This is a genomic window from Variovorax sp. RO1 (assembly GCF_002849325.1).
Taxonomy (GTDB): Bacteria; Pseudomonadota; Gammaproteobacteria; order Burkholderiales; family Burkholderiaceae_C; genus Variovorax.
This window is the reverse complement of sequence record NZ_PKMT01000001.1, coordinates 1,010,351-1,024,653: the sequence shown is the minus strand read 5'-3', so window position 1 is coordinate 1,024,653 and position 14,303 is coordinate 1,010,351. Positions and strand designations below refer to the sequence as shown.

The 14,303-nt window shown below is 63.5% G+C and carries 25 protein-coding genes; 21 read left to right on the top strand and 4 right to left on the bottom strand.

Annotated elements, in window-relative coordinates; translation table 11 throughout:
• Positions 1 to 14: 14 nt before the first annotated feature.
• The gene (locus CY658_RS04895; protein WP_101489105.1) at positions 15 to 773 is read left to right on the top strand and encodes a S24 family peptidase; all 759 of its coding nucleotides are present in this window, start codon (positions 15 to 17) and stop codon (positions 771 to 773) included.
• Positions 774 to 828: 55 nt separating this feature from the next.
• Here the strand turns inward: CY658_RS04895 and CY658_RS04890 are convergent, their stop codons facing one another.
• Both CY658_RS04890 and CY658_RS04885 read right to left on the bottom strand, forming a co-directional pair.
• The gene (locus CY658_RS04890; RefSeq protein WP_101489104.1) at positions 829 to 1,329 is read right to left on the bottom strand and encodes a pilin; all 501 of its coding nucleotides are present in this window, start codon (positions 1,327 to 1,329) and stop codon (positions 829 to 831) included.
• A gap of 218 nt (positions 1,330 to 1,547) precedes the next feature.
• A complete protein-coding gene (locus tag CY658_RS04885; RefSeq protein ID WP_101489103.1) occupies positions 1,548 to 2,120 on the bottom strand; it encodes a helix-turn-helix domain-containing protein in 573 nt (190 codons plus the stop codon).
• A 50-nt stretch (positions 2,121 to 2,170) separates the two neighbouring features.
• Here CY658_RS04885 and CY658_RS04880 point away from each other — a divergent pair, with 50 nt between their 5' ends.
• Positions 2,171 to 2,503: a hypothetical protein gene (locus CY658_RS04880; RefSeq protein WP_101489102.1), complete on the top strand. Its 333-nt coding sequence runs from the start codon at positions 2,171 to 2,173 to the stop codon at positions 2,501 to 2,503.
• On the opposite strand, the gene CY658_RS04875 is transcribed toward CY658_RS04880, so the two are convergent.
• A complete protein-coding gene (locus CY658_RS04875) occupies positions 2,484 to 3,008 on the bottom strand; it encodes a nucleoside 2-deoxyribosyltransferase (RefSeq protein WP_101490229.1) in 525 nt (174 codons plus the stop codon). The two genes, CY658_RS04880 and CY658_RS04875, sit on opposite strands and share 20 nt — an antisense overlap.
• A 190-nt stretch (positions 3,009 to 3,198) precedes the next feature.
• Here CY658_RS04875 and CY658_RS32680 point away from each other — a divergent pair, with 190 nt between their 5' ends.
• From CY658_RS32680 to CY658_RS32375, 19 genes are read left to right on the top strand one after another with little or no spacing between them, the layout of a single operon-like run.
• Positions 3,199 to 3,342 carry a hypothetical protein gene (locus CY658_RS32680; RefSeq protein WP_180838868.1) on the top strand — a complete coding sequence of 48 codons (144 nt, stop codon included), beginning with the start codon at positions 3,199 to 3,201 and terminating at the stop codon, positions 3,340 to 3,342.
• Positions 3,342 to 3,674: a hypothetical protein gene (locus tag CY658_RS04870; RefSeq protein WP_101489101.1), complete on the top strand. Its 333-nt coding sequence runs from the start codon at positions 3,342 to 3,344 to the stop codon at positions 3,672 to 3,674. The genes CY658_RS32680 and CY658_RS04870 overlap by 1 nt, the downstream gene beginning before the upstream one ends.
• A complete protein-coding gene (locus tag CY658_RS04865) occupies positions 3,671 to 4,309 on the top strand; it encodes a hypothetical protein (protein ID WP_143713593.1) in 639 nt (212 codons plus the stop codon). The genes CY658_RS04870 and CY658_RS04865 overlap by 4 nt, the downstream gene beginning before the upstream one ends.
• On the top strand, positions 4,306 to 4,551 hold the full coding sequence (locus CY658_RS04860) for a hypothetical protein (RefSeq protein WP_101489099.1): 246 nt from the start codon (positions 4,306 to 4,308) through the stop codon (positions 4,549 to 4,551). Before CY658_RS04865 ends, CY658_RS04860 begins: the two co-directional genes overlap by 4 nt.
• Positions 4,552 to 4,553: 2 nt before the next feature.
• On the top strand, positions 4,554 to 4,982 hold the full coding sequence (locus CY658_RS04855; protein WP_101489098.1) for a hypothetical protein: 429 nt from the start codon (positions 4,554 to 4,556) through the stop codon (positions 4,980 to 4,982).
• Positions 4,979 to 5,131, top strand: a complete 153-nt coding sequence (locus CY658_RS32675) for a hypothetical protein (RefSeq protein WP_180838867.1) — start codon at positions 4,979 to 4,981, stop codon at positions 5,129 to 5,131. The genes CY658_RS04855 and CY658_RS32675 overlap by 4 nt, the downstream gene beginning before the upstream one ends.
• A 1-nt stretch (position 5,132) precedes the next feature.
• Positions 5,133 to 5,426 carry a hypothetical protein gene (locus tag CY658_RS04850; RefSeq protein ID WP_101489097.1) on the top strand — a complete coding sequence of 98 codons (294 nt, stop codon included), beginning with the start codon at positions 5,133 to 5,135 and terminating at the stop codon, positions 5,424 to 5,426.
• A gap of 56 nt (positions 5,427 to 5,482) precedes the next feature.
• Positions 5,483 to 6,412: a hypothetical protein gene (locus CY658_RS04845; RefSeq protein WP_101489096.1), complete on the top strand. Its 930-nt coding sequence runs from the start codon at positions 5,483 to 5,485 to the stop codon at positions 6,410 to 6,412.
• Positions 6,413 to 6,423: 11 nt separating this feature from the next.
• The gene (locus CY658_RS04840; protein ID WP_101489095.1) at positions 6,424 to 8,148 is read left to right on the top strand and encodes a YqaJ viral recombinase family protein; all 1,725 of its coding nucleotides are present in this window, start codon (positions 6,424 to 6,426) and stop codon (positions 8,146 to 8,148) included.
• Positions 8,149 to 8,157: 9 nt separating this feature from the next.
• Positions 8,158 to 9,120, top strand: coding sequence for a hypothetical protein (locus CY658_RS04835; RefSeq protein WP_101489094.1), 963 nt, complete (start codon positions 8,158 to 8,160; stop codon positions 9,118 to 9,120).
• Complete coding sequence (locus CY658_RS04830; RefSeq protein WP_101489093.1) at positions 9,120 to 9,458, top strand: hypothetical protein; 339 nt, start codon at positions 9,120 to 9,122, stop codon at positions 9,456 to 9,458. The genes CY658_RS04835 and CY658_RS04830 overlap by 1 nt, the downstream gene beginning before the upstream one ends.
• On the top strand, positions 9,455 to 9,649 hold the full coding sequence (locus tag CY658_RS04825; RefSeq protein WP_101489092.1) for a hypothetical protein: 195 nt from the start codon (positions 9,455 to 9,457) through the stop codon (positions 9,647 to 9,649). The genes CY658_RS04830 and CY658_RS04825 overlap by 4 nt, the downstream gene beginning before the upstream one ends.
• Entirely contained in the window at positions 9,646 to 10,161 is a 516-nt protein-coding gene (locus CY658_RS04820; protein WP_101489091.1) for a hypothetical protein, read from the top strand. Before CY658_RS04825 ends, CY658_RS04820 begins: the two co-directional genes overlap by 4 nt.
• A complete protein-coding gene (locus CY658_RS04815) occupies positions 10,158 to 11,267 on the top strand; it encodes a DNA cytosine methyltransferase (RefSeq protein WP_180838866.1) in 1,110 nt (369 codons plus the stop codon). Before CY658_RS04820 ends, CY658_RS04815 begins: the two co-directional genes overlap by 4 nt.
• A complete protein-coding gene (locus CY658_RS04810; RefSeq protein WP_101489089.1) occupies positions 11,264 to 11,668 on the top strand; it encodes a hypothetical protein in 405 nt (134 codons plus the stop codon). The genes CY658_RS04815 and CY658_RS04810 overlap by 4 nt, the downstream gene beginning before the upstream one ends.
• On the top strand, positions 11,665 to 11,970 hold the full coding sequence (locus CY658_RS04805; protein WP_101489088.1) for a hypothetical protein: 306 nt from the start codon (positions 11,665 to 11,667) through the stop codon (positions 11,968 to 11,970). The genes CY658_RS04810 and CY658_RS04805 overlap by 4 nt, the downstream gene beginning before the upstream one ends.
• A complete protein-coding gene (locus CY658_RS04800) occupies positions 11,967 to 12,386 on the top strand; it encodes a hypothetical protein (RefSeq protein WP_101489087.1) in 420 nt (139 codons plus the stop codon). Before CY658_RS04805 ends, CY658_RS04800 begins: the two co-directional genes overlap by 4 nt.
• On the top strand, positions 12,383 to 12,877 hold the full coding sequence (locus CY658_RS04795; RefSeq protein ID WP_101489086.1) for a hypothetical protein: 495 nt from the start codon (positions 12,383 to 12,385) through the stop codon (positions 12,875 to 12,877). Before CY658_RS04800 ends, CY658_RS04795 begins: the two co-directional genes overlap by 4 nt.
• Positions 12,870 to 13,085: a helix-turn-helix transcriptional regulator gene (locus CY658_RS32375; RefSeq protein WP_143713591.1), complete on the top strand. Its 216-nt coding sequence runs from the start codon at positions 12,870 to 12,872 to the stop codon at positions 13,083 to 13,085. The genes CY658_RS04795 and CY658_RS32375 overlap by 8 nt, the downstream gene beginning before the upstream one ends.
• On the opposite strand, the gene CY658_RS04790 is transcribed toward CY658_RS32375, so the two are convergent.
• Positions 13,050 to 14,222 carry a tyrosine-type recombinase/integrase gene (locus CY658_RS04790; RefSeq protein ID WP_101489085.1) on the bottom strand — a complete coding sequence of 391 codons (1,173 nt, stop codon included), beginning with the start codon at positions 14,220 to 14,222 and terminating at the stop codon, positions 13,050 to 13,052. The genes CY658_RS32375 and CY658_RS04790 overlap by 36 nt on opposite strands.
• Between the last annotated feature and the right edge of the window lie 81 nt (positions 14,223 to 14,303).

Below are 14,303 nucleotides of genomic sequence, written 5' to 3'. Positions count from 1 at the left end.
GCAAAATCCTTTGCATGAAAACGCTCGCTCAGCAGGTCATCGAATACCTCTCTTGGAAAAGCGATGAGGCGAGCGAACCGTTTACGGTCGCCGACCTGGCCGCCGCCGTCTCCACAGTTCAAAGCGGCGCGGGCATCGAAGCGGACAGCCTCTGCAAGCGGCAGGACATTGAGAATCTTCTGAAGAAGGACATTCGGACGCCCAGGTACATCGCCGCGCTGGCGGCGGCCATGGGAACGAATGTCGAGACGCTCAAGGCCGGGGCGTTCGTGCCTGGAGCCGCGCCATCCACGTTCGTCGTGACGACGGAGCCTGCGGACGATCCGAAGGACTACCTGATCGCTCAGTACGACGCCGCCGGCGCGATGGGGAACGGCGGCCTGGTGCTCGAGGAGCAACCCCCCGGTCTGATCAAGAGTTGGCGTGTGGACCCGGAATGGCTCCGGCTCAACGTGCAGCACCACACGGGGCGCGCGAACCTGTGCATCGTGACGGGCTTCGGCCCCTCAATGAAGCCGAAGTACAACCCCGGCGACCCGCTGTTGCTCGACAGGGGCGTCACGGACGTGGAAAGCGGCGGCGATGGCGTCTACTTCTTCCGCGTCGGCAACCACGGCTTCATCAAGCAGCTGCAGCGCATCCCCACGGAGAACGGCCTGGTGCTGCGCGCCAAGTCCTTCAACCCAGACTACGACGCCTTCGAGATCACCCAGAAGATGGACTTCGCCGTGTTCGGCAAGGTGCTGACGGTCTGGCGCAGCGAGCAGGTCTGAGCAGCAGACGTGAAAAAGCCGCCCGAAGGCGGCTTCGTGAGCCCCGGTTACGGGGTTAGAGCTTTGGGCGGAACTTCGCGGCCAGAGTGGTCGTCGCGCCGGTTTCGACGGACCAGACAGCGCTGCCCGCACCGAAAGAACCATTCAGAACCAGAACCTTGCCAGCCAGATCTGGCGGAATGTTGGCTGCTGCAGCCTTGTAGGTAATGGTGATCGTGCCAGTTTGCGGGTTTGCGCCTGCAACGCTGGTGCCTGCTGCGGCCACGCTTGCGACGACATTGCCGTTGATCGCGGTTGCGACAGGCAATCCGAGGACGTCGTCGGCAGCGGCCGCGTTCGTGACGGCCGAAATGTCGCCGCGGGCAGCAGCTTCAGACAGCGCGGTCTTGGCGGCGGTGGCGAGGCCCATGCCTTCTGATGCCTTGGCGCGGACGGTGTAGTCCTGATACGCCGGCAGAGCGACGGCCGCCAGGATGCCGATGATCGCGACCACGATCATCAATTCGATGAGGGTAAAGCCGGCTTGAGCGCGGCGAGCGAGAGTGCGATGGTTCATGAAAGTCCTCGGTTGGGTTGATTCACCAGGAGATTCCCTCCTGGAGCGCTTACCTATCCGCAGGAGGTGTGCCAAGCGCGCGGCATGAGGAATTGAGAACTTAGGAATTGCTTTTGTGGGTGAAAACCCCAAAAACCGATGCAACTCCGCCAATCAAATGAGACAAATTGTGTTTTGCGTGAACAAATTTGTCAGAAACGCGCAGCCGTTGTGACGCATCACGTCAGCACCTGGTCGCCGATCTCGAAGAGCAGATAGGCCCGCATTCCAGCTTCCAGCATCGTTCGCCCCCAAGCTGCCCTTGAGCTCTCCGCGCAACGGGCAATCCAGCCCGGCTGCTGCTTCACTTCACCATCGAAAGTCGCCCCTGATGCCGCGGGGCACAAGTGCATGCCCATGCTCTCCATGATCGGATTGGCATGGGAAGGGTCGGTGCTGTATGCGGGGACTGGCATCTGCCCTTCGCCTGGCACATACACAACCGGGCCGTCTTCCAGCATCTCGGCTGGCATGCCTCGCGTGCGAGCCACCCAGTAGTCGAGTTGCCGCCCAGACAAATCGGCGACTCTCGGTAGTTCGCCGGTAGATTCGGGTGGAAGAAGGTCGCCGACCAACTGATCGATGCTCACTCGAAAGAAGCGCGCGAGCTGCAGCAACTCGGACGCCCCTGGCTCGCCCTGCCCTGCCTCCCATCGCATCAAGGTGCGCGATGAAATGCCGATGGCTTCGCCGAGCTCGATCTGAGAAAGCAGTCGGTCAGTGCGCAGTTTTTTTAAGTTCGGTAGGGCCATCCGAGAAGGATAACGCTCGAGGTTCGCGATCGAACTGCTAGCCTTCGAACATGAGAATCAGAGTCGCCTCTTCTGCGCTTGCGGTCGTGCTGTTCTGTGCGCTCAACGCAGGGTGCGATCAGCTCAACCACGAAGAGCCAGATTTCGGCGCGTCCGTTGTGGCTCGATACATCCAGGCAGCCCGAGTGAAATGTGATGCTGCGGAGGCGCCCGAACTATGGGAATGCGCAGAGCTCGGTCGCGAGAAGAAGGAGGCTTGGCTGGCGGCTCGCTCAGCACTGGATTCCTACGAAGTGTTCAAGAGTGGCTGCTATCCCGCAGCAGGCATGACCAAGTGCGAGGCCATGATCGAGAAGGCTCTGATCAAGCCGACTCGCCAGTGACGCGCGGCCGCGTGCCCAGCCTGGTTGATAGCGCGATGAGTGCTTCCTCGGCAGAGTCCTCGAAATCCACAGAGCAGGCCAGCATGAGATTGAGCCTGAGGCCGAAGTCCTCGATGGCCATCCCGCCCATGTCGCGCAGCACGCCCGCCACATCGGGCTCAGTTGGCAACTGTCGCCGGACCTTGCGCAGGTAGTCGCCCTTCCCCACTCCGTACGCCACCACGGGCAAGCCCAGCATCACGGCTGCGCCGACCTCGAAGACCGTCCCAGAGTCCGGCTCAGTGCCTCGGAACGGCCTGAGGTTAGCCACGACGCCGTCGGCACGCCGCAGCAGCGCCAGGTTCGTGTCGTAGATGGCTTGCGCTGTCTGTGCGCCGGCAGCCGTGCCATCGATCGGCACCAGCGCTTCGAGGCCGAACGCCTCGGCAACGCGCGCGAGCCTCTGGAGGTGCTCGACTGCATCGGGGCGAAACACATCAGGGCCGGCAAGGTAGACGCTTGGCATGGCGGCGAGTATGCCGACAAGGCCTGCGCGATCTAGCGGCACTTTTGCACACTTCGCGGTTACTGACCGCGCGGTCATAAATCAGCGGCCGTGCGAGCAAACTATTTTGCATTAACCCCTTGCCTTGCCGGCAAACTTGTTTGCATAATTCACCCAACGCAGCACCCCGCTGCCTCTTGGAGTGAAGAACATGGACTCTCTGCTGCACATTGACTTGCAGCTCTTCCAGGAAGAGTGCGAAGTCACGATCACCGAGCATCCGGACCGCGAGGCTGCGAAGGCCTTCGTTGCGGAATGCCTGGCTGGCGACGAACTGTCGCTCGAGGTGTTGTGATGCTCGCGCCGAACTTCTCCGACGTGGCCGTGCGCCCGTTCCCAAAGGTTCGTTTGTCCGTCGTCGGCGGTGCCGCTGCCAAGCAGAACCTGCTGAACGACTTCGAGCACGACGAGCAGATGCGTGTCTATCGCACCAAGCTGGCGACCACCACGCGCACCGAGTGGGGCTATCGGATGGCCGACCGTTCCGAGGATCACATCCACGGAGCACGGCACTTCGCGACGCTGCAGCAGATGCAGATCGAGCTGGACCCCGATGGTGCGATCTGGCGCGAGTACATGCCCGATGGCTTCGACGTTCCGCAGCCGCGCGTCGGAGGTGCAGCGTGAGCGCGCGTCGATTCGCCGAGGCTGAAGTCGCAGCCCGCTTCCCACAGGACGTGGCCCAGCACGAGATGACCATCCTGCGCGATGACGGCGTGGATCGGCACCTCCGATTCAAGCGCCCCGGTAGCAGCATCTACTGGTTCGACGTGATCACCTGGGGTGGCCGGCTGTACATCGGCGGCGACTGCGGCACGTACGTGTTCGCTCGCATCGAAGACATGTTCGAGTTCTTCCGTGGTCACGAGATCAACCCGCAGTACTGGGCCGAGAAGGTTCAGGCCGCCGACAAGAACTCGGGCATTGAGGCCTTCTCCGATGAGGTTCTCAAAGAGACGCTGAAGCACTACGTCGAGAACCACGCCGAGAGCGAAGAGTGGAGCGATAAGCAGCGCGACGCGCTCTGGGCCGCTGTCGAGCAGGAGGTCTTCGGCTACGACACCGACGAGCACACGCTGTGGCGCAGTGCCGAGGCGTTCGAGCAGGACGGCTTCCGCTTCCGCGATCTCTGGGACTACGGCCGGCAGACTGCTTACGAATACCACTACCTGTGGTCCATCACTGCGGTCGTCTGGGCCATCGGCAAGTACGACGCGCACAAGGATGCGGTGAACGCTGCCGCGGCGGGAGTCGCAGCATGAAAAACAGCAGCTGGACCGGCAGAGCAGCGCGCGACCTCGAAGGCGCGCTCGGCCCCTACAACCGCTCGAGCCAGTGCGTGATCGTCCCCATGCCCGACGACCGAGACGGCCCCACTGCAGCCGACTTCGCGCTCTACATCGCGGCTGTGATCGCCCTCTTCGTCGTCATCAAGTTCGATGACGCGCCAACCGCCGAGCACTCGGCACCCCAAACCCACGCCATCGCGGCGAACAAGGAGTGAGCATGGGCTACAGCACCAAATTCTCTGGCGAACTGCGCTTTGCCACCGAGCCGACCGCACCGCAGTTGGCGGCACTCAACGTCATGTTCGGCGAAGACTGTCGCGACCACCCCGAATGGAGTGCGCCCGACCTGTACTCAATCGATCTGGAGCTGAACGAGGACTTCACCGGCCTGCGCTGGGATGGCATGGAGAAGACCTACGACCTCGACAAGCTGGTCAACGTCGTGATCGACCAGATGCGAGCGAAGTGGCCGGACTTCGCGCTGGTCGGCTCTCTGCAGGCGCAGGGCGAGGATGTCGAAGATCGCTGGACGCTGGCGATTGGCGAAGACGGACGCGCTCATCACGTCGATACGCCGGCAACCGGGGCCATCGTGACATGCCCGCATTGCGACCACCGATTCATGCTGGATGTGGCGTCGTCATGAACCCGCTCTTCTCGCCCATCGGCGACCACGCCGACACAGCCGACGAGCTGCCCCGCACTCCCATTTCCACCGCTATCAGCGGCCTTGCTGCTGCCATCTTTGCCGTGTCTTGCATTGCTGCCGCGGCTATTCATTTCTTCAGAGGTTGACATGAGCAAGCACACCATCAACGGCTTCGTGACTTACGAAAAGTCCTACGGCAAGCCCGCCATCCGCTTTTCGATGTACCGGCCCAACCCCCAGTACTCACCGCATGAGGTGGTCGTCGGCGAGCACAGCGTAGAGGTCGAAGTGCCCGACGAGTTCGACCCGATTCCTCTCATGGTTTCGGCGCTTGAAGAGAAGAAGCGATTGGCTCGCGTGGCGCTGGCAAAAGAACTCGCGCAGATCGACCGCCAGATCAGCGAACTCACCTGCATCGAGCACACGGCGGAGGCTGCATGAACACCGTTGTCGCATTCCAATCCCAACAGGGCGCTCTCGCCCACGCATCGAGCCGCATGGCCGTCGCCGACATCATCAGCCATGTGGCGCTGGTGCAGGAGGTCATGCGGGCCGTCATGAAGCAAGAGGTCCACTACGGGATCATCCCCGGCACCGACAAGCCCACGCTCTACAAGCAGGGCGCCGAGGTGCTGTGCATGGCCTTCCGCGTGGCCGACTCCTACCAGGTCGAAGACCTCTCGACGGCCGACGTGGTGCGCTACCGCGTGACCTGCACGGGCGTCCACCAGATGAACGGCATCGTGCTCGGCACCGGCATGGGCGAGGCGTCGAGCGGCGAAGAGAAGTACAAGTGGCGCAAGGCATGGGACGAAGAGTTCGACGCCACGCCGGCCAACCTGCGCCGCATCAAGTCGGGCAAGTACAAGACGAAGCAGGTCCGCACCGAGCCGGCCGACCTCGCGAACACCATCCTGAAGATGGCGAACAAGCGCGCCAAGATCGCTATGACGATCAACGTCACCGCCTGCGGCGACATGTTCGGCCAGGATTTGGAAGATATGGACGAGGCGCTGCGCGACCACCTGACGCGCCACAACCCGGAAGCCGCCGCCGCAGGCACGGCCAAGCCCGCGCTGCCCACGCAGAGCGACGAAGAGTTCGCCAAGAACATGGTGATCTGGACCAAGGTCATCCGGCTGAAGAAGAAGGACGTGGCCGGCGTGCTCGCCACGGTCGCCACCGTCTCCACGCTCACCGAAGCGCAGATCGAAGCTATCAAGGGCATCCCCGCGAAGCTGGCCGCCGAAGCGCAGGCCGAGCCCAGCGGCCCGACGTTCGCCAGCGTCTCCGACGCCATCGCGAAGGCGCAGGACGAGGACGCGCTCAACCTCGCCGCCGACCTCATCAACTCCATCCCCGAGCAGCAACGTGAGCCGCTGAACGCCGCCTACGACGCACGCCGCGCCGAACTCAACGCCGACTAAGGACCGCCATCATGAAGACCATCGACCTCATCCAAGGCAGCCCCGAGTGGCATGCTCACCGCGCGACCCACTTCAACGCCAGCGACGCGCCGGCCATGATGGGCTGCTCGAAGTACAAGACGCGCACCCAGCTGCTGCACGAACTGAAGACCGGCATCGCACCCGAAGTCGATGCAGCCACGCAGCGCCGCTTCGACGCCGGCCACCGCTTCGAAGAACTCGCCCGACCCCTGGCCGCGAAGATCGTCGGCGAACCGCTCTATCCGTCCGTCGGCACCGAAGGGGAACTCAGCGCCTCCTTCGATGGCTTGACCATGGCCGAGGACATTGCCTTCGAACACAAGACGCTCAACGACGAGTTGCGCGCCGCCATCACCGATGAAGCTACGGGCTACTTGCTGCCGCTTCAGTACCGCGTGCAGATGGAGCAGCAATGCATGGTCGCTGGCTGCGACAAGGTGCTGTTCATGGCCTCGAAGTGGTCGGGCGAAGACTTGGTCGAGGCGCGTCACTGCTGGTACTTCGCGGACATGGACCTGCGCGCGAAGATCGTTGCCGGCTGGGCACAGTTCGCGGCGGAGCTGGCCGCCTACGATCCCTCGACTGCCCCCGTCGTGGAAAAGATCGTGGCCGAGTCGGTCGAATCTCTGCCCGCGCCGTTCGTCCAAGTCTCTGGCGAACTGAGCCTGCAGGACAACTTCAAGGTTTTCGAAGAGCGCCTGCGCGACTTCCTCGACAACCGCCTGATCCGCGAGCCCAAGACCGACGAGGACTTCGTCAACCTCGACGCGCAGATCAAGGCCATGAAGCAGGGCCGCGAAGCGCTGAAGTCGGCCAAGGCGCAAATGCTGGCCCAGGTGCAGCCTGTCGACCAAGCAAACAAGGCCGCCGACATGCTCGACAAGATGCTGCAGCAAAACTGCAAGATGGCCGAGGATCTGCTGACGGCCGAGAAGGAGCGCCGCCGCGGCGAGATCGTCGCATCGGGAGTGAAAGGCCTGCAGGACCACGTCACGGCGCTGAATCAGCGTCTCGGCAAGCCCTACATGCCGCAGGTTCCTGCCGACTTCGGCACGGCTATCCGGGGCCTGAAGTCGCTCACCAGCATGGAAGAAAAGGTGGGCGCCGAACTGACGCGCGCCAAGATCGCGGCCAGCGAGATCGCCGACCGCATCCAGGTGAATCTCGGCACCCTTCGCGAGCACGCCGCTGCGCACGCCTTCCTGTTCCCCGACACCGCGCAGATCGTGCAGAAGGCGCCGGAAGACCTGACCACGCTGGTGAAAGCTCGCATCGCAGAGCACCAGGCCGCTGAGGCCAAGCGCGAGGAAGAGCAGCGCGAGCGCATCCGCCGCGAAGAGGTCGATCGCATCGAGCGCGAGCAGGAGGCCGAACGCCAGCGCCTCGCACGCGAACAAGCTGCTGCCGCGACCCCGCCGGTAGTTGCCCCCGCGCCGCCCGCCGCAGCCGTCGCCACGCCTGCACCGGCGCCCACCGTGATCGCCATGCCGCAGCGCGCCGTCGCTGCCGCGCCGATGACCCACCCGACCCTGAGCCTCGGCCAGATCAAGGAGCGCATCGCCCCGCTGTCGATTACCGCCGAAGGCCTGACCACGCTGGGCTTCACCGGCCTGAAGGAGCGCGGCTCGGTCCTCTTTCACGAGGCCGACTACCCGCACATCCTGGCCGCGATGGCCAACCACCTGCAGGCGATCCACGCCAAGCAAGCTGCCTGAGGCCCCACCATGCCCACCCCCAGCATCAAAGAAACGATCTCTGCGCACGACGAGGGAGAGGACTTGCCCCGGATGGGGGGCGAGGACATTCGGAAGCTGATCGCCAGCGCGCCGGATCACATCTGGCTTGACCTTGGCGAGAACCTCGAATCGCTGAGTGATGACGCCACGTTTCGCGACCTCCGCGAGGTGACGTGGAGCGAAGACAACGCTTCTGGCTGGGGCATTCCATACGTGCGCTCAGACCTCACATCCTCACCCGAGGCAGCACCAGCGGCAATGGCAGGGGATCGGAGCGATGCGGTGAATCTCGCCAGAAACATGCTTGAGGTGCGCAACTGCAAAGGCATCACGTCATATGGGGTGCGCGTCCTGTCCGAGGCCGTGATGGCAATGGATGCCGCCCTCGTGACGCCACCCGCAGCGACACCGGCCGCCCCGAGCGCGGCGCCTGCGGAAGAACTGGTGGTGGCGGCAAAGGAAGCCGTTCGTTGGTTGAATAGCTGGTTCCGCAACCATGACGGCAACAAGATCGCCGATGCACTGAGCGCCGCCCTCGCCCAGCCCGCGCCCGTGCAGCCGGCATCCGCCACCGCTGGAGGCGGTTCGCTTCTCGAAAACATCGAATACCCGAATGGAATTCCTGCTTCTCAGGTGCCGAAGATTGCCGCGCCCGTGCAGGTAGGAGCACAGCAGGCGGCGGCGCTGCCCGCCGAAGCAAGCGACGCTATGTGCGAAGCGGCAATGGAAGCGCACTACGGAGTGCGGCGAGTCCGTGCGTGTGGTGGGGCTCGAGGCATCGACATGACCGTAGACGACAACGGCTACAACGGTCTGCAGGCATTCCGCCGCATGTGGCGTGGCGCGATTCGTGCCCTCGCCGCCCCCACTCAGGCAGGGAAAACCACCGCGCCCGTGCAGCAGGACGCCCCTGCACCCTCGGTGGTGGGTGATGCGAAGGGAGGTGCGTGATGCGTGGCGGACCATTTGCCGAGCGCCTGACACCGGGCGTCAATGTTGACCGCATCGACGTAGCGGCCGGCATGCGTGCCCTCGTGGAGTGCGGCTACCCGACAACCGAAGTCGAGCGCCACTACGCAATCCAGCACGCGCTGATGCGCTGGGCACGGGGCGAGGAAGAGCAGGCCGTGCGCGGCGCCATTGATCGATCGTTCTACGGCATCGACCTGACCTCGTGGCTGCGCGTCTTGGCTTGCTCGCGCGCCGCTGCAGAAGCTCAAGCCACCGCTGCAGAAACTCAAGCCACCGCCATCTCGGGCCAGAAGCCGGCCGAGGGAGAGAAGGGATGAGCGCGGCGCAGGAACTGCAAAAAGCGCGCGAGGCTGAAGACCTTGCGAACCATCGCAGCCGGCTGGAATGGCTCACAGGCGAATCACCGCGGTGGTCGTGCGGAGCGCCTGTCGATGCCCACACCCGCAACGAACTGACGCTGCAAAGCCGCGACGCCATCGCCAAAGCCACGGAAGGCCACGCACCATGAACACCCCCGAGCTATCCACTGCCTCCGCTGGAGAGGCGGCACAGAGTGATTGCACAGGAAGTCTGAAGCAGGCGCCTGACGGCTCCTTGCGCTGCGAACTTTGCGGGTTCACCGTAGATACACGCTACCACAAGGAACGCCGACCAGCGCCAGGGCGGGCGCCGCTGACGGTTGAGCCTGCGATCACATGGCCCAAGACGCGCGATGTGGGCCGCTGCGGCGACATGACGCCCACTGGTCAGTCTGTGCTGCGCGTCGGCATGGATAGCGACAACGACGTTTTCGTCGAGGTCTGGGATTGCGGTGGCCGAGACAGGGCGGAGGACTTCCAGATCGCAAGCCTGGAGTTCTGCACTGGTGGCGCAGGCGGCGGGAAGTCGATGCGGACTCGCATCGCCCTGATCAACCTCATGACCGCCATGGAAGCGGACAACGCCGAGACGCCGCACAAAGCATGGCCCGCTGTCAGCGGCATCGCTCCTGCTGGCGGGATTGGAGGCGAGAAGCCTTGACCGCCTACTACAACGAATTTGACCCCAAGGCCGCGGCTGTTCTGCGCGAGCTCATCAAGGCCGGGCTGATCGCTCCCGGCGACGTGGACGAAAGGAGCATCGAAGATGTCATACCAGCTGAACTTGTGGGATACACCCAGTGCCACTTCTTCGCCGGATTCGGTGTTTGGAGCTACGCACTACGTCGAGCCGGATGGTCCGACGACCGCGCCATCTGGTCCGCCTCCTGCCCTTGCCAGCCTTTCAGCCAGGCAGGCGAAGGCGCTGGGTTTGCTGACGAGCGGCACCTATGGCCCCACCTCTTCCACCTCATCGGCCAGCGCCGACCTGGAATCGTCGTTGGTGAGCAAGTTGCGAGCAAAGACGCAGATCCTTGGGTCGACCTTGTACAAATTGACGTGGAAGCCTTGGCTTATGCCTTCGGGGCGGTCGCGTTTCCGTCTGCGGGCGTCGGTGCCCCGCACATCCGTGACCGCACATACTGGATGGCCAACGCCAACGCCAACGACACGCGATCACAAGGACGGGGCGGAGTGCGCGAACGTTCCGTTGAATGCGCTGCTGGGACGCGTGGCGTGGTTGTCGGGGTGGCCAACCGCCACGAGCACCGATGCGGTTCGTTGTCCATCGATCGAGGCCACAACTTCGAACATCACGCTGAACCATGCAGCGAACTTGTCAGGCTGGCCGACGTGTCGCGCAGCGGACGCCGAGAAGAACATGAGAACGCTCGAAGGAGCGATGTCGGAGATCGAGCGCAAGGGCTCGCCGCAGGACTTGTGCATGGCAGCGGTGATCGCGGGCTGGCCGACTCCGCTAGTGGGGTCAACGGCAGCAGCAGCGCATGGACAGATCAGCGGGCAGTGGCGCGAGGCGATGGAGCCATGCAAGCCGAACGAGGAGACCCCGGCCCGACTAACGGCCTCTGGCGAGATGCTGACTGGCTCTTTTGCCGCGATGGCAAGTGGAGGCCAGTTGAACCCGGCACATTCCCGTTGGCTCATGGGGCTCCCGCCAGAGTGGGACGACTGCGCGGTTACGGCAATGCAATCAATGCAGAAGCCGCCAAAGCGTTCATCGAAGCAGTGATGGAGACCACCCTATGACCCACCCCACAGAACCGAAGCTGCCCGAGAGCGCAACTGACAAGGATTGCTTGACGGTTGTGGCGTACCTCACGACCGACGACGAGGGCTCGCCAGCAATGCTGTTCTTCGACCAGCAGGAGGCCGGCAACTACTGCAACCCTGATGAGCTGCCTGAAGCGCTCGTCCGCCTATCCGCCCTCAAGGCACGCGACGCGGAGATCGAGCGGCTGAGGGGCGATGCGGAGCGCTACGAGTGGATTCGCGCGCACACGACCGGCCACCGAGACGCACGGCGCCGGATGGAGTTCGCATTCCCCGACCCGCATCCCATCGGCAACATCATGCAGGGCAGCGTCTCGCAACACCTCGACGCCGCCATCGATCAGGCCCGAGCTACGGGCGGGGAGAAGGCAAAGTGAATTTCGACCACGGCATCCTGAACCTCCCGCTCGCCAAGCGCCAAGGGAACATCGACGCGCAGATCGACAAATACAAGGCGAACAAAGCCCGCGAAGAAGCCGCTGCTCGTCGTGCCGCATCAAAGCTGCTGGCCGCTCAGCGCCTGGAAGCCAAGCGCATCCTGAACGCCATGACGCCCGAGCGCGTCGCGGAACTGGCCGCCAAGACCAAGAGCACTCCGTCAACCGTGCGCCGCGCACTGAAGAGCATGGTGTACTTCCAGCCGGCGAAGTTCATCAAATCTGAAGGACAGCCCTCATGACCACCACCGAATCCTTCGCGGCGCTGATGCCGGAGCCTGCGCACGTAGTCCACACCAGAAACGAGACGGGCGAGATCAAGCTCTACACCGCCGAGCATCTGCGCGCGATGTTCGACGCCGCAACAGAGCGCGCCGCAAAGCAGGAGCGCGAAGATGGCGTGTGCATCGTCTCCTACGCCTTGCCAACTGACCCGCACGACCTCAATGAGGTGCGCATTGAGCGCGCGCGGCAGATCGAGGGGCCTGCCCTCTGGGCTGTTCGACGCTCTGGCGATGTGCTCAACAAGCAAGGCGAGTGGGAATGGGAGCCGAGGCCGAGCTTGCGCGATGACGATTTTCTGGCTCGCGCACGATTCGCCACTGCCGACGAAGCCATTGCCGCTGCAATCAGAGCGCGAGACGAGGGGGTGACATGAGCCTGCCCTACGAAAACGCCACCAGCGGCGGGTCGGCGCTGGAAGAGATCCGCAAGCTGCTCACCAAGTTCGGATGCTCTCGCTTCGGCACCATGACCGACAACGAGCATGGAGAGCTTCTCGTGCAATTCAGCCACCGAGGCCGCGACGTGACGGCCAAGGCCAGCTATCGAGGCTATGCCGCCGCGTGGCTGCGTGAGCACCCGTATACGCAGCGCACGCGCGGCACAAAGGCCGACCACGAGAAGAAAGCTTTGAAGCAAGCCGAGATCAGCGTCTGCAGCATCCTTCGCGACTGGATCAAGGGCCAAGTCATGGCCATCGAAACAGGGGTGCTCTCCTTCGAAGGCGCTTTCCTCGGCCAGATCATGCTGCCGAGTGGGCGAACCCTGCTGGAAGAAGTCGAGAAGCAAAAATTGCTACCTGCGCCTGCCGGCAATCCCGCCGCCGAGATCGGCCGGGCTGAGGATGGGAGAAACAAAAATGACTGAACAATCGATGAACGAAGCAACCACCCAAGCCTCCGCGGATCGCGTGATCTACCGGAGCGAGTTGTGCAGGATGACCGGTGTCGGCTCGGAAGCAGTTCGGCGGTGGATCAAGGCGAAGAAGATCCCGCCGCCCGACGTGGCCATCAGTCAGAAGACGATGGGCTGGCGCCTGTCAACTCTCCGAGCCGCTGGCATCGGTCTTGTCTAACCAGTCGGCCCACGCCTGCATCATCGGCCGGCGTTCCTTCATGTACTCCGCCCGGTTGTACGCGGCCCGCACCTTGTCGTCAGGCGAGTGTGCGAGCTGTCGTTCAATCGCGTCTGGCGGGTAGCCCTCTTCATTCGCCCAAGTGGATGCGATCGACCGCCACCCGTGGCCCGTCATCTCTCCCTTGTAGCCCATGCGCGCGATCAGCGCCAAGACGGTGTTCTCACTGATGGGCCGGTCAATGCGATGGTCCGATGGAAACACGTAGTCGCAGCCCTCGCGCTGCCTCGCGCGCATCGTCTCGATGATCTCGAGAGCCTGGCGCGACAGCGGGACAACGTGGTCCTTGTCTCGCTTCATGCGCTCGCCGCCGATCAGCCAAACGTCGCCCTCGATCTCGTCGAAGCGCATCATCCGCATCTCGTTGGTGCGCACCCAGGTGTAGGCGATCAGCCGACAGGCCAGGACCGAGTTCAGGTCTTTCTCGAAGCCAAGCCGATGCACGAACTCATGGACCTCGCCCAGCTTGAGCGATGCATGGTTCTTCACCTTGCGCCGGCCGAAGGCCTTCTTCGGGTTGATGAGCTCCGCAGGGTTGATCGTTGCCAAGTCCTGCTCGATCGCCCAGTCGAACACCTGGGATGCCCACATCCGCACCTTGCGCACGTAGACGAAGCGGCCGGCCGCGTCCATGCGGTTGAGCTCGGTCAGCAACATGGCCCGGTCAATCTCGGCGGTCGCCAGATGGCCGAGCCCCGGCTTCAAGTGCAGCTCGATCCCCCGCAGCGCGTTCTCGCGGTAGTCGGGCGACACGTCCTGCCGCCCGTTCCAGAACGTCTCGCAGTCTTGCCAGAACGTCGACGGAGCGCGTTTTCGCTTGGTGACTGGCGCTACCCCTGCCTGCAGGTCTTTGCGCAGCTCTGCGCACTTCACCCTGGCTTCGGCCAGGCTCATCAGCGGGTACTCGCCCAGCGACTTCGTTTTCGGCTTGCCGTCGACACGGTAGGCCATGCGCCAGACCTTCGCGCCCTTGGCGCTGACGAACAGATAGAGGCCATGGCCGTCGAACAGCTTGCGGTCTTTCTCGGACGGCTTGGCGCTCTTGCAGATGGAGTCGGTGAGGGTGTTTGTAGGCATCTTGAATCGGATGCCGCTCGATGCCTACACGGATGCCTACCGACTGTCGGTGTGAGACAGCTTTGGAAGGTGGGGAATGGA

Excerpts from the sequence above, each read along its gene's own strand:
- CY658_RS04895 (WP_101489105.1), top strand. The coding sequence starts at position 15 with ATGAAAACGCTCGCTCAGCAGGTCATCGAATACCTCTCTTGGAAAAGC.
- CY658_RS04820 (WP_101489091.1), top strand. The coding sequence starts at position 9,646 with ATGAACACCCCCGAGCTATCCACTGCCTCCGCTGGAGAGGCGGCACAG.
- CY658_RS04875 (WP_101490229.1), bottom strand. The coding sequence starts at position 3,008 with ATGCCAAGCGTCTACCTTGCCGGCCCTGATGTGTTTCGCCCCGATGCA.
- CY658_RS04840 (WP_101489095.1), top strand. The coding sequence starts at position 6,424 with ATGAAGACCATCGACCTCATCCAAGGCAGCCCCGAGTGGCATGCTCAC.
- CY658_RS32680 (WP_180838868.1), top strand. The coding sequence starts at position 3,199 with ATGGACTCTCTGCTGCACATTGACTTGCAGCTCTTCCAGGAAGAGTGC.
- CY658_RS04810 (WP_101489089.1), top strand. The coding sequence starts at position 11,264 with ATGACCCACCCCACAGAACCGAAGCTGCCCGAGAGCGCAACTGACAAG.
- CY658_RS04825 (WP_101489092.1), top strand. The coding sequence starts at position 9,455 with ATGAGCGCGGCGCAGGAACTGCAAAAAGCGCGCGAGGCTGAAGACCTT.
- CY658_RS04885 (WP_101489103.1), bottom strand. The coding sequence starts at position 2,120 with ATGGCCCTACCGAACTTAAAAAAACTGCGCACTGACCGACTGCTTTCT.
- CY658_RS04790 (WP_101489085.1), bottom strand. The coding sequence starts at position 14,222 with ATGCCTACAAACACCCTCACCGACTCCATCTGCAAGAGCGCCAAGCCG.
- CY658_RS04850 (WP_101489097.1), top strand. The coding sequence starts at position 5,133 with ATGAGCAAGCACACCATCAACGGCTTCGTGACTTACGAAAAGTCCTAC.
- CY658_RS04830 (WP_101489093.1), top strand. The coding sequence starts at position 9,120 with ATGCGTGGCGGACCATTTGCCGAGCGCCTGACACCGGGCGTCAATGTT.
- CY658_RS04845 (WP_101489096.1), top strand. The coding sequence starts at position 5,483 with ATGGCCGTCGCCGACATCATCAGCCATGTGGCGCTGGTGCAGGAGGTC.
- CY658_RS04860 (WP_101489099.1), top strand. The coding sequence starts at position 4,306 with ATGAAAAACAGCAGCTGGACCGGCAGAGCAGCGCGCGACCTCGAAGGC.
- CY658_RS04855 (WP_101489098.1), top strand. The coding sequence starts at position 4,554 with ATGGGCTACAGCACCAAATTCTCTGGCGAACTGCGCTTTGCCACCGAG.
- CY658_RS04835 (WP_101489094.1), top strand. The coding sequence starts at position 8,158 with ATGCCCACCCCCAGCATCAAAGAAACGATCTCTGCGCACGACGAGGGA.
- CY658_RS04880 (WP_101489102.1), top strand. The coding sequence starts at position 2,171 with ATGAGAATCAGAGTCGCCTCTTCTGCGCTTGCGGTCGTGCTGTTCTGT.
- CY658_RS32375 (WP_143713591.1), top strand. The coding sequence starts at position 12,870 with ATGACTGAACAATCGATGAACGAAGCAACCACCCAAGCCTCCGCGGAT.
- CY658_RS04890 (WP_101489104.1), bottom strand. The coding sequence starts at position 1,329 with ATGAACCATCGCACTCTCGCTCGCCGCGCTCAAGCCGGCTTTACCCTC.
- CY658_RS04870 (WP_101489101.1), top strand. The coding sequence starts at position 3,342 with ATGCTCGCGCCGAACTTCTCCGACGTGGCCGTGCGCCCGTTCCCAAAG.
- CY658_RS04800 (WP_101489087.1), top strand. The coding sequence starts at position 11,967 with ATGACCACCACCGAATCCTTCGCGGCGCTGATGCCGGAGCCTGCGCAC.
- CY658_RS04795 (WP_101489086.1), top strand. The coding sequence starts at position 12,383 with ATGAGCCTGCCCTACGAAAACGCCACCAGCGGCGGGTCGGCGCTGGAA.
- CY658_RS32675 (WP_180838867.1), top strand. The coding sequence starts at position 4,979 with ATGAACCCGCTCTTCTCGCCCATCGGCGACCACGCCGACACAGCCGAC.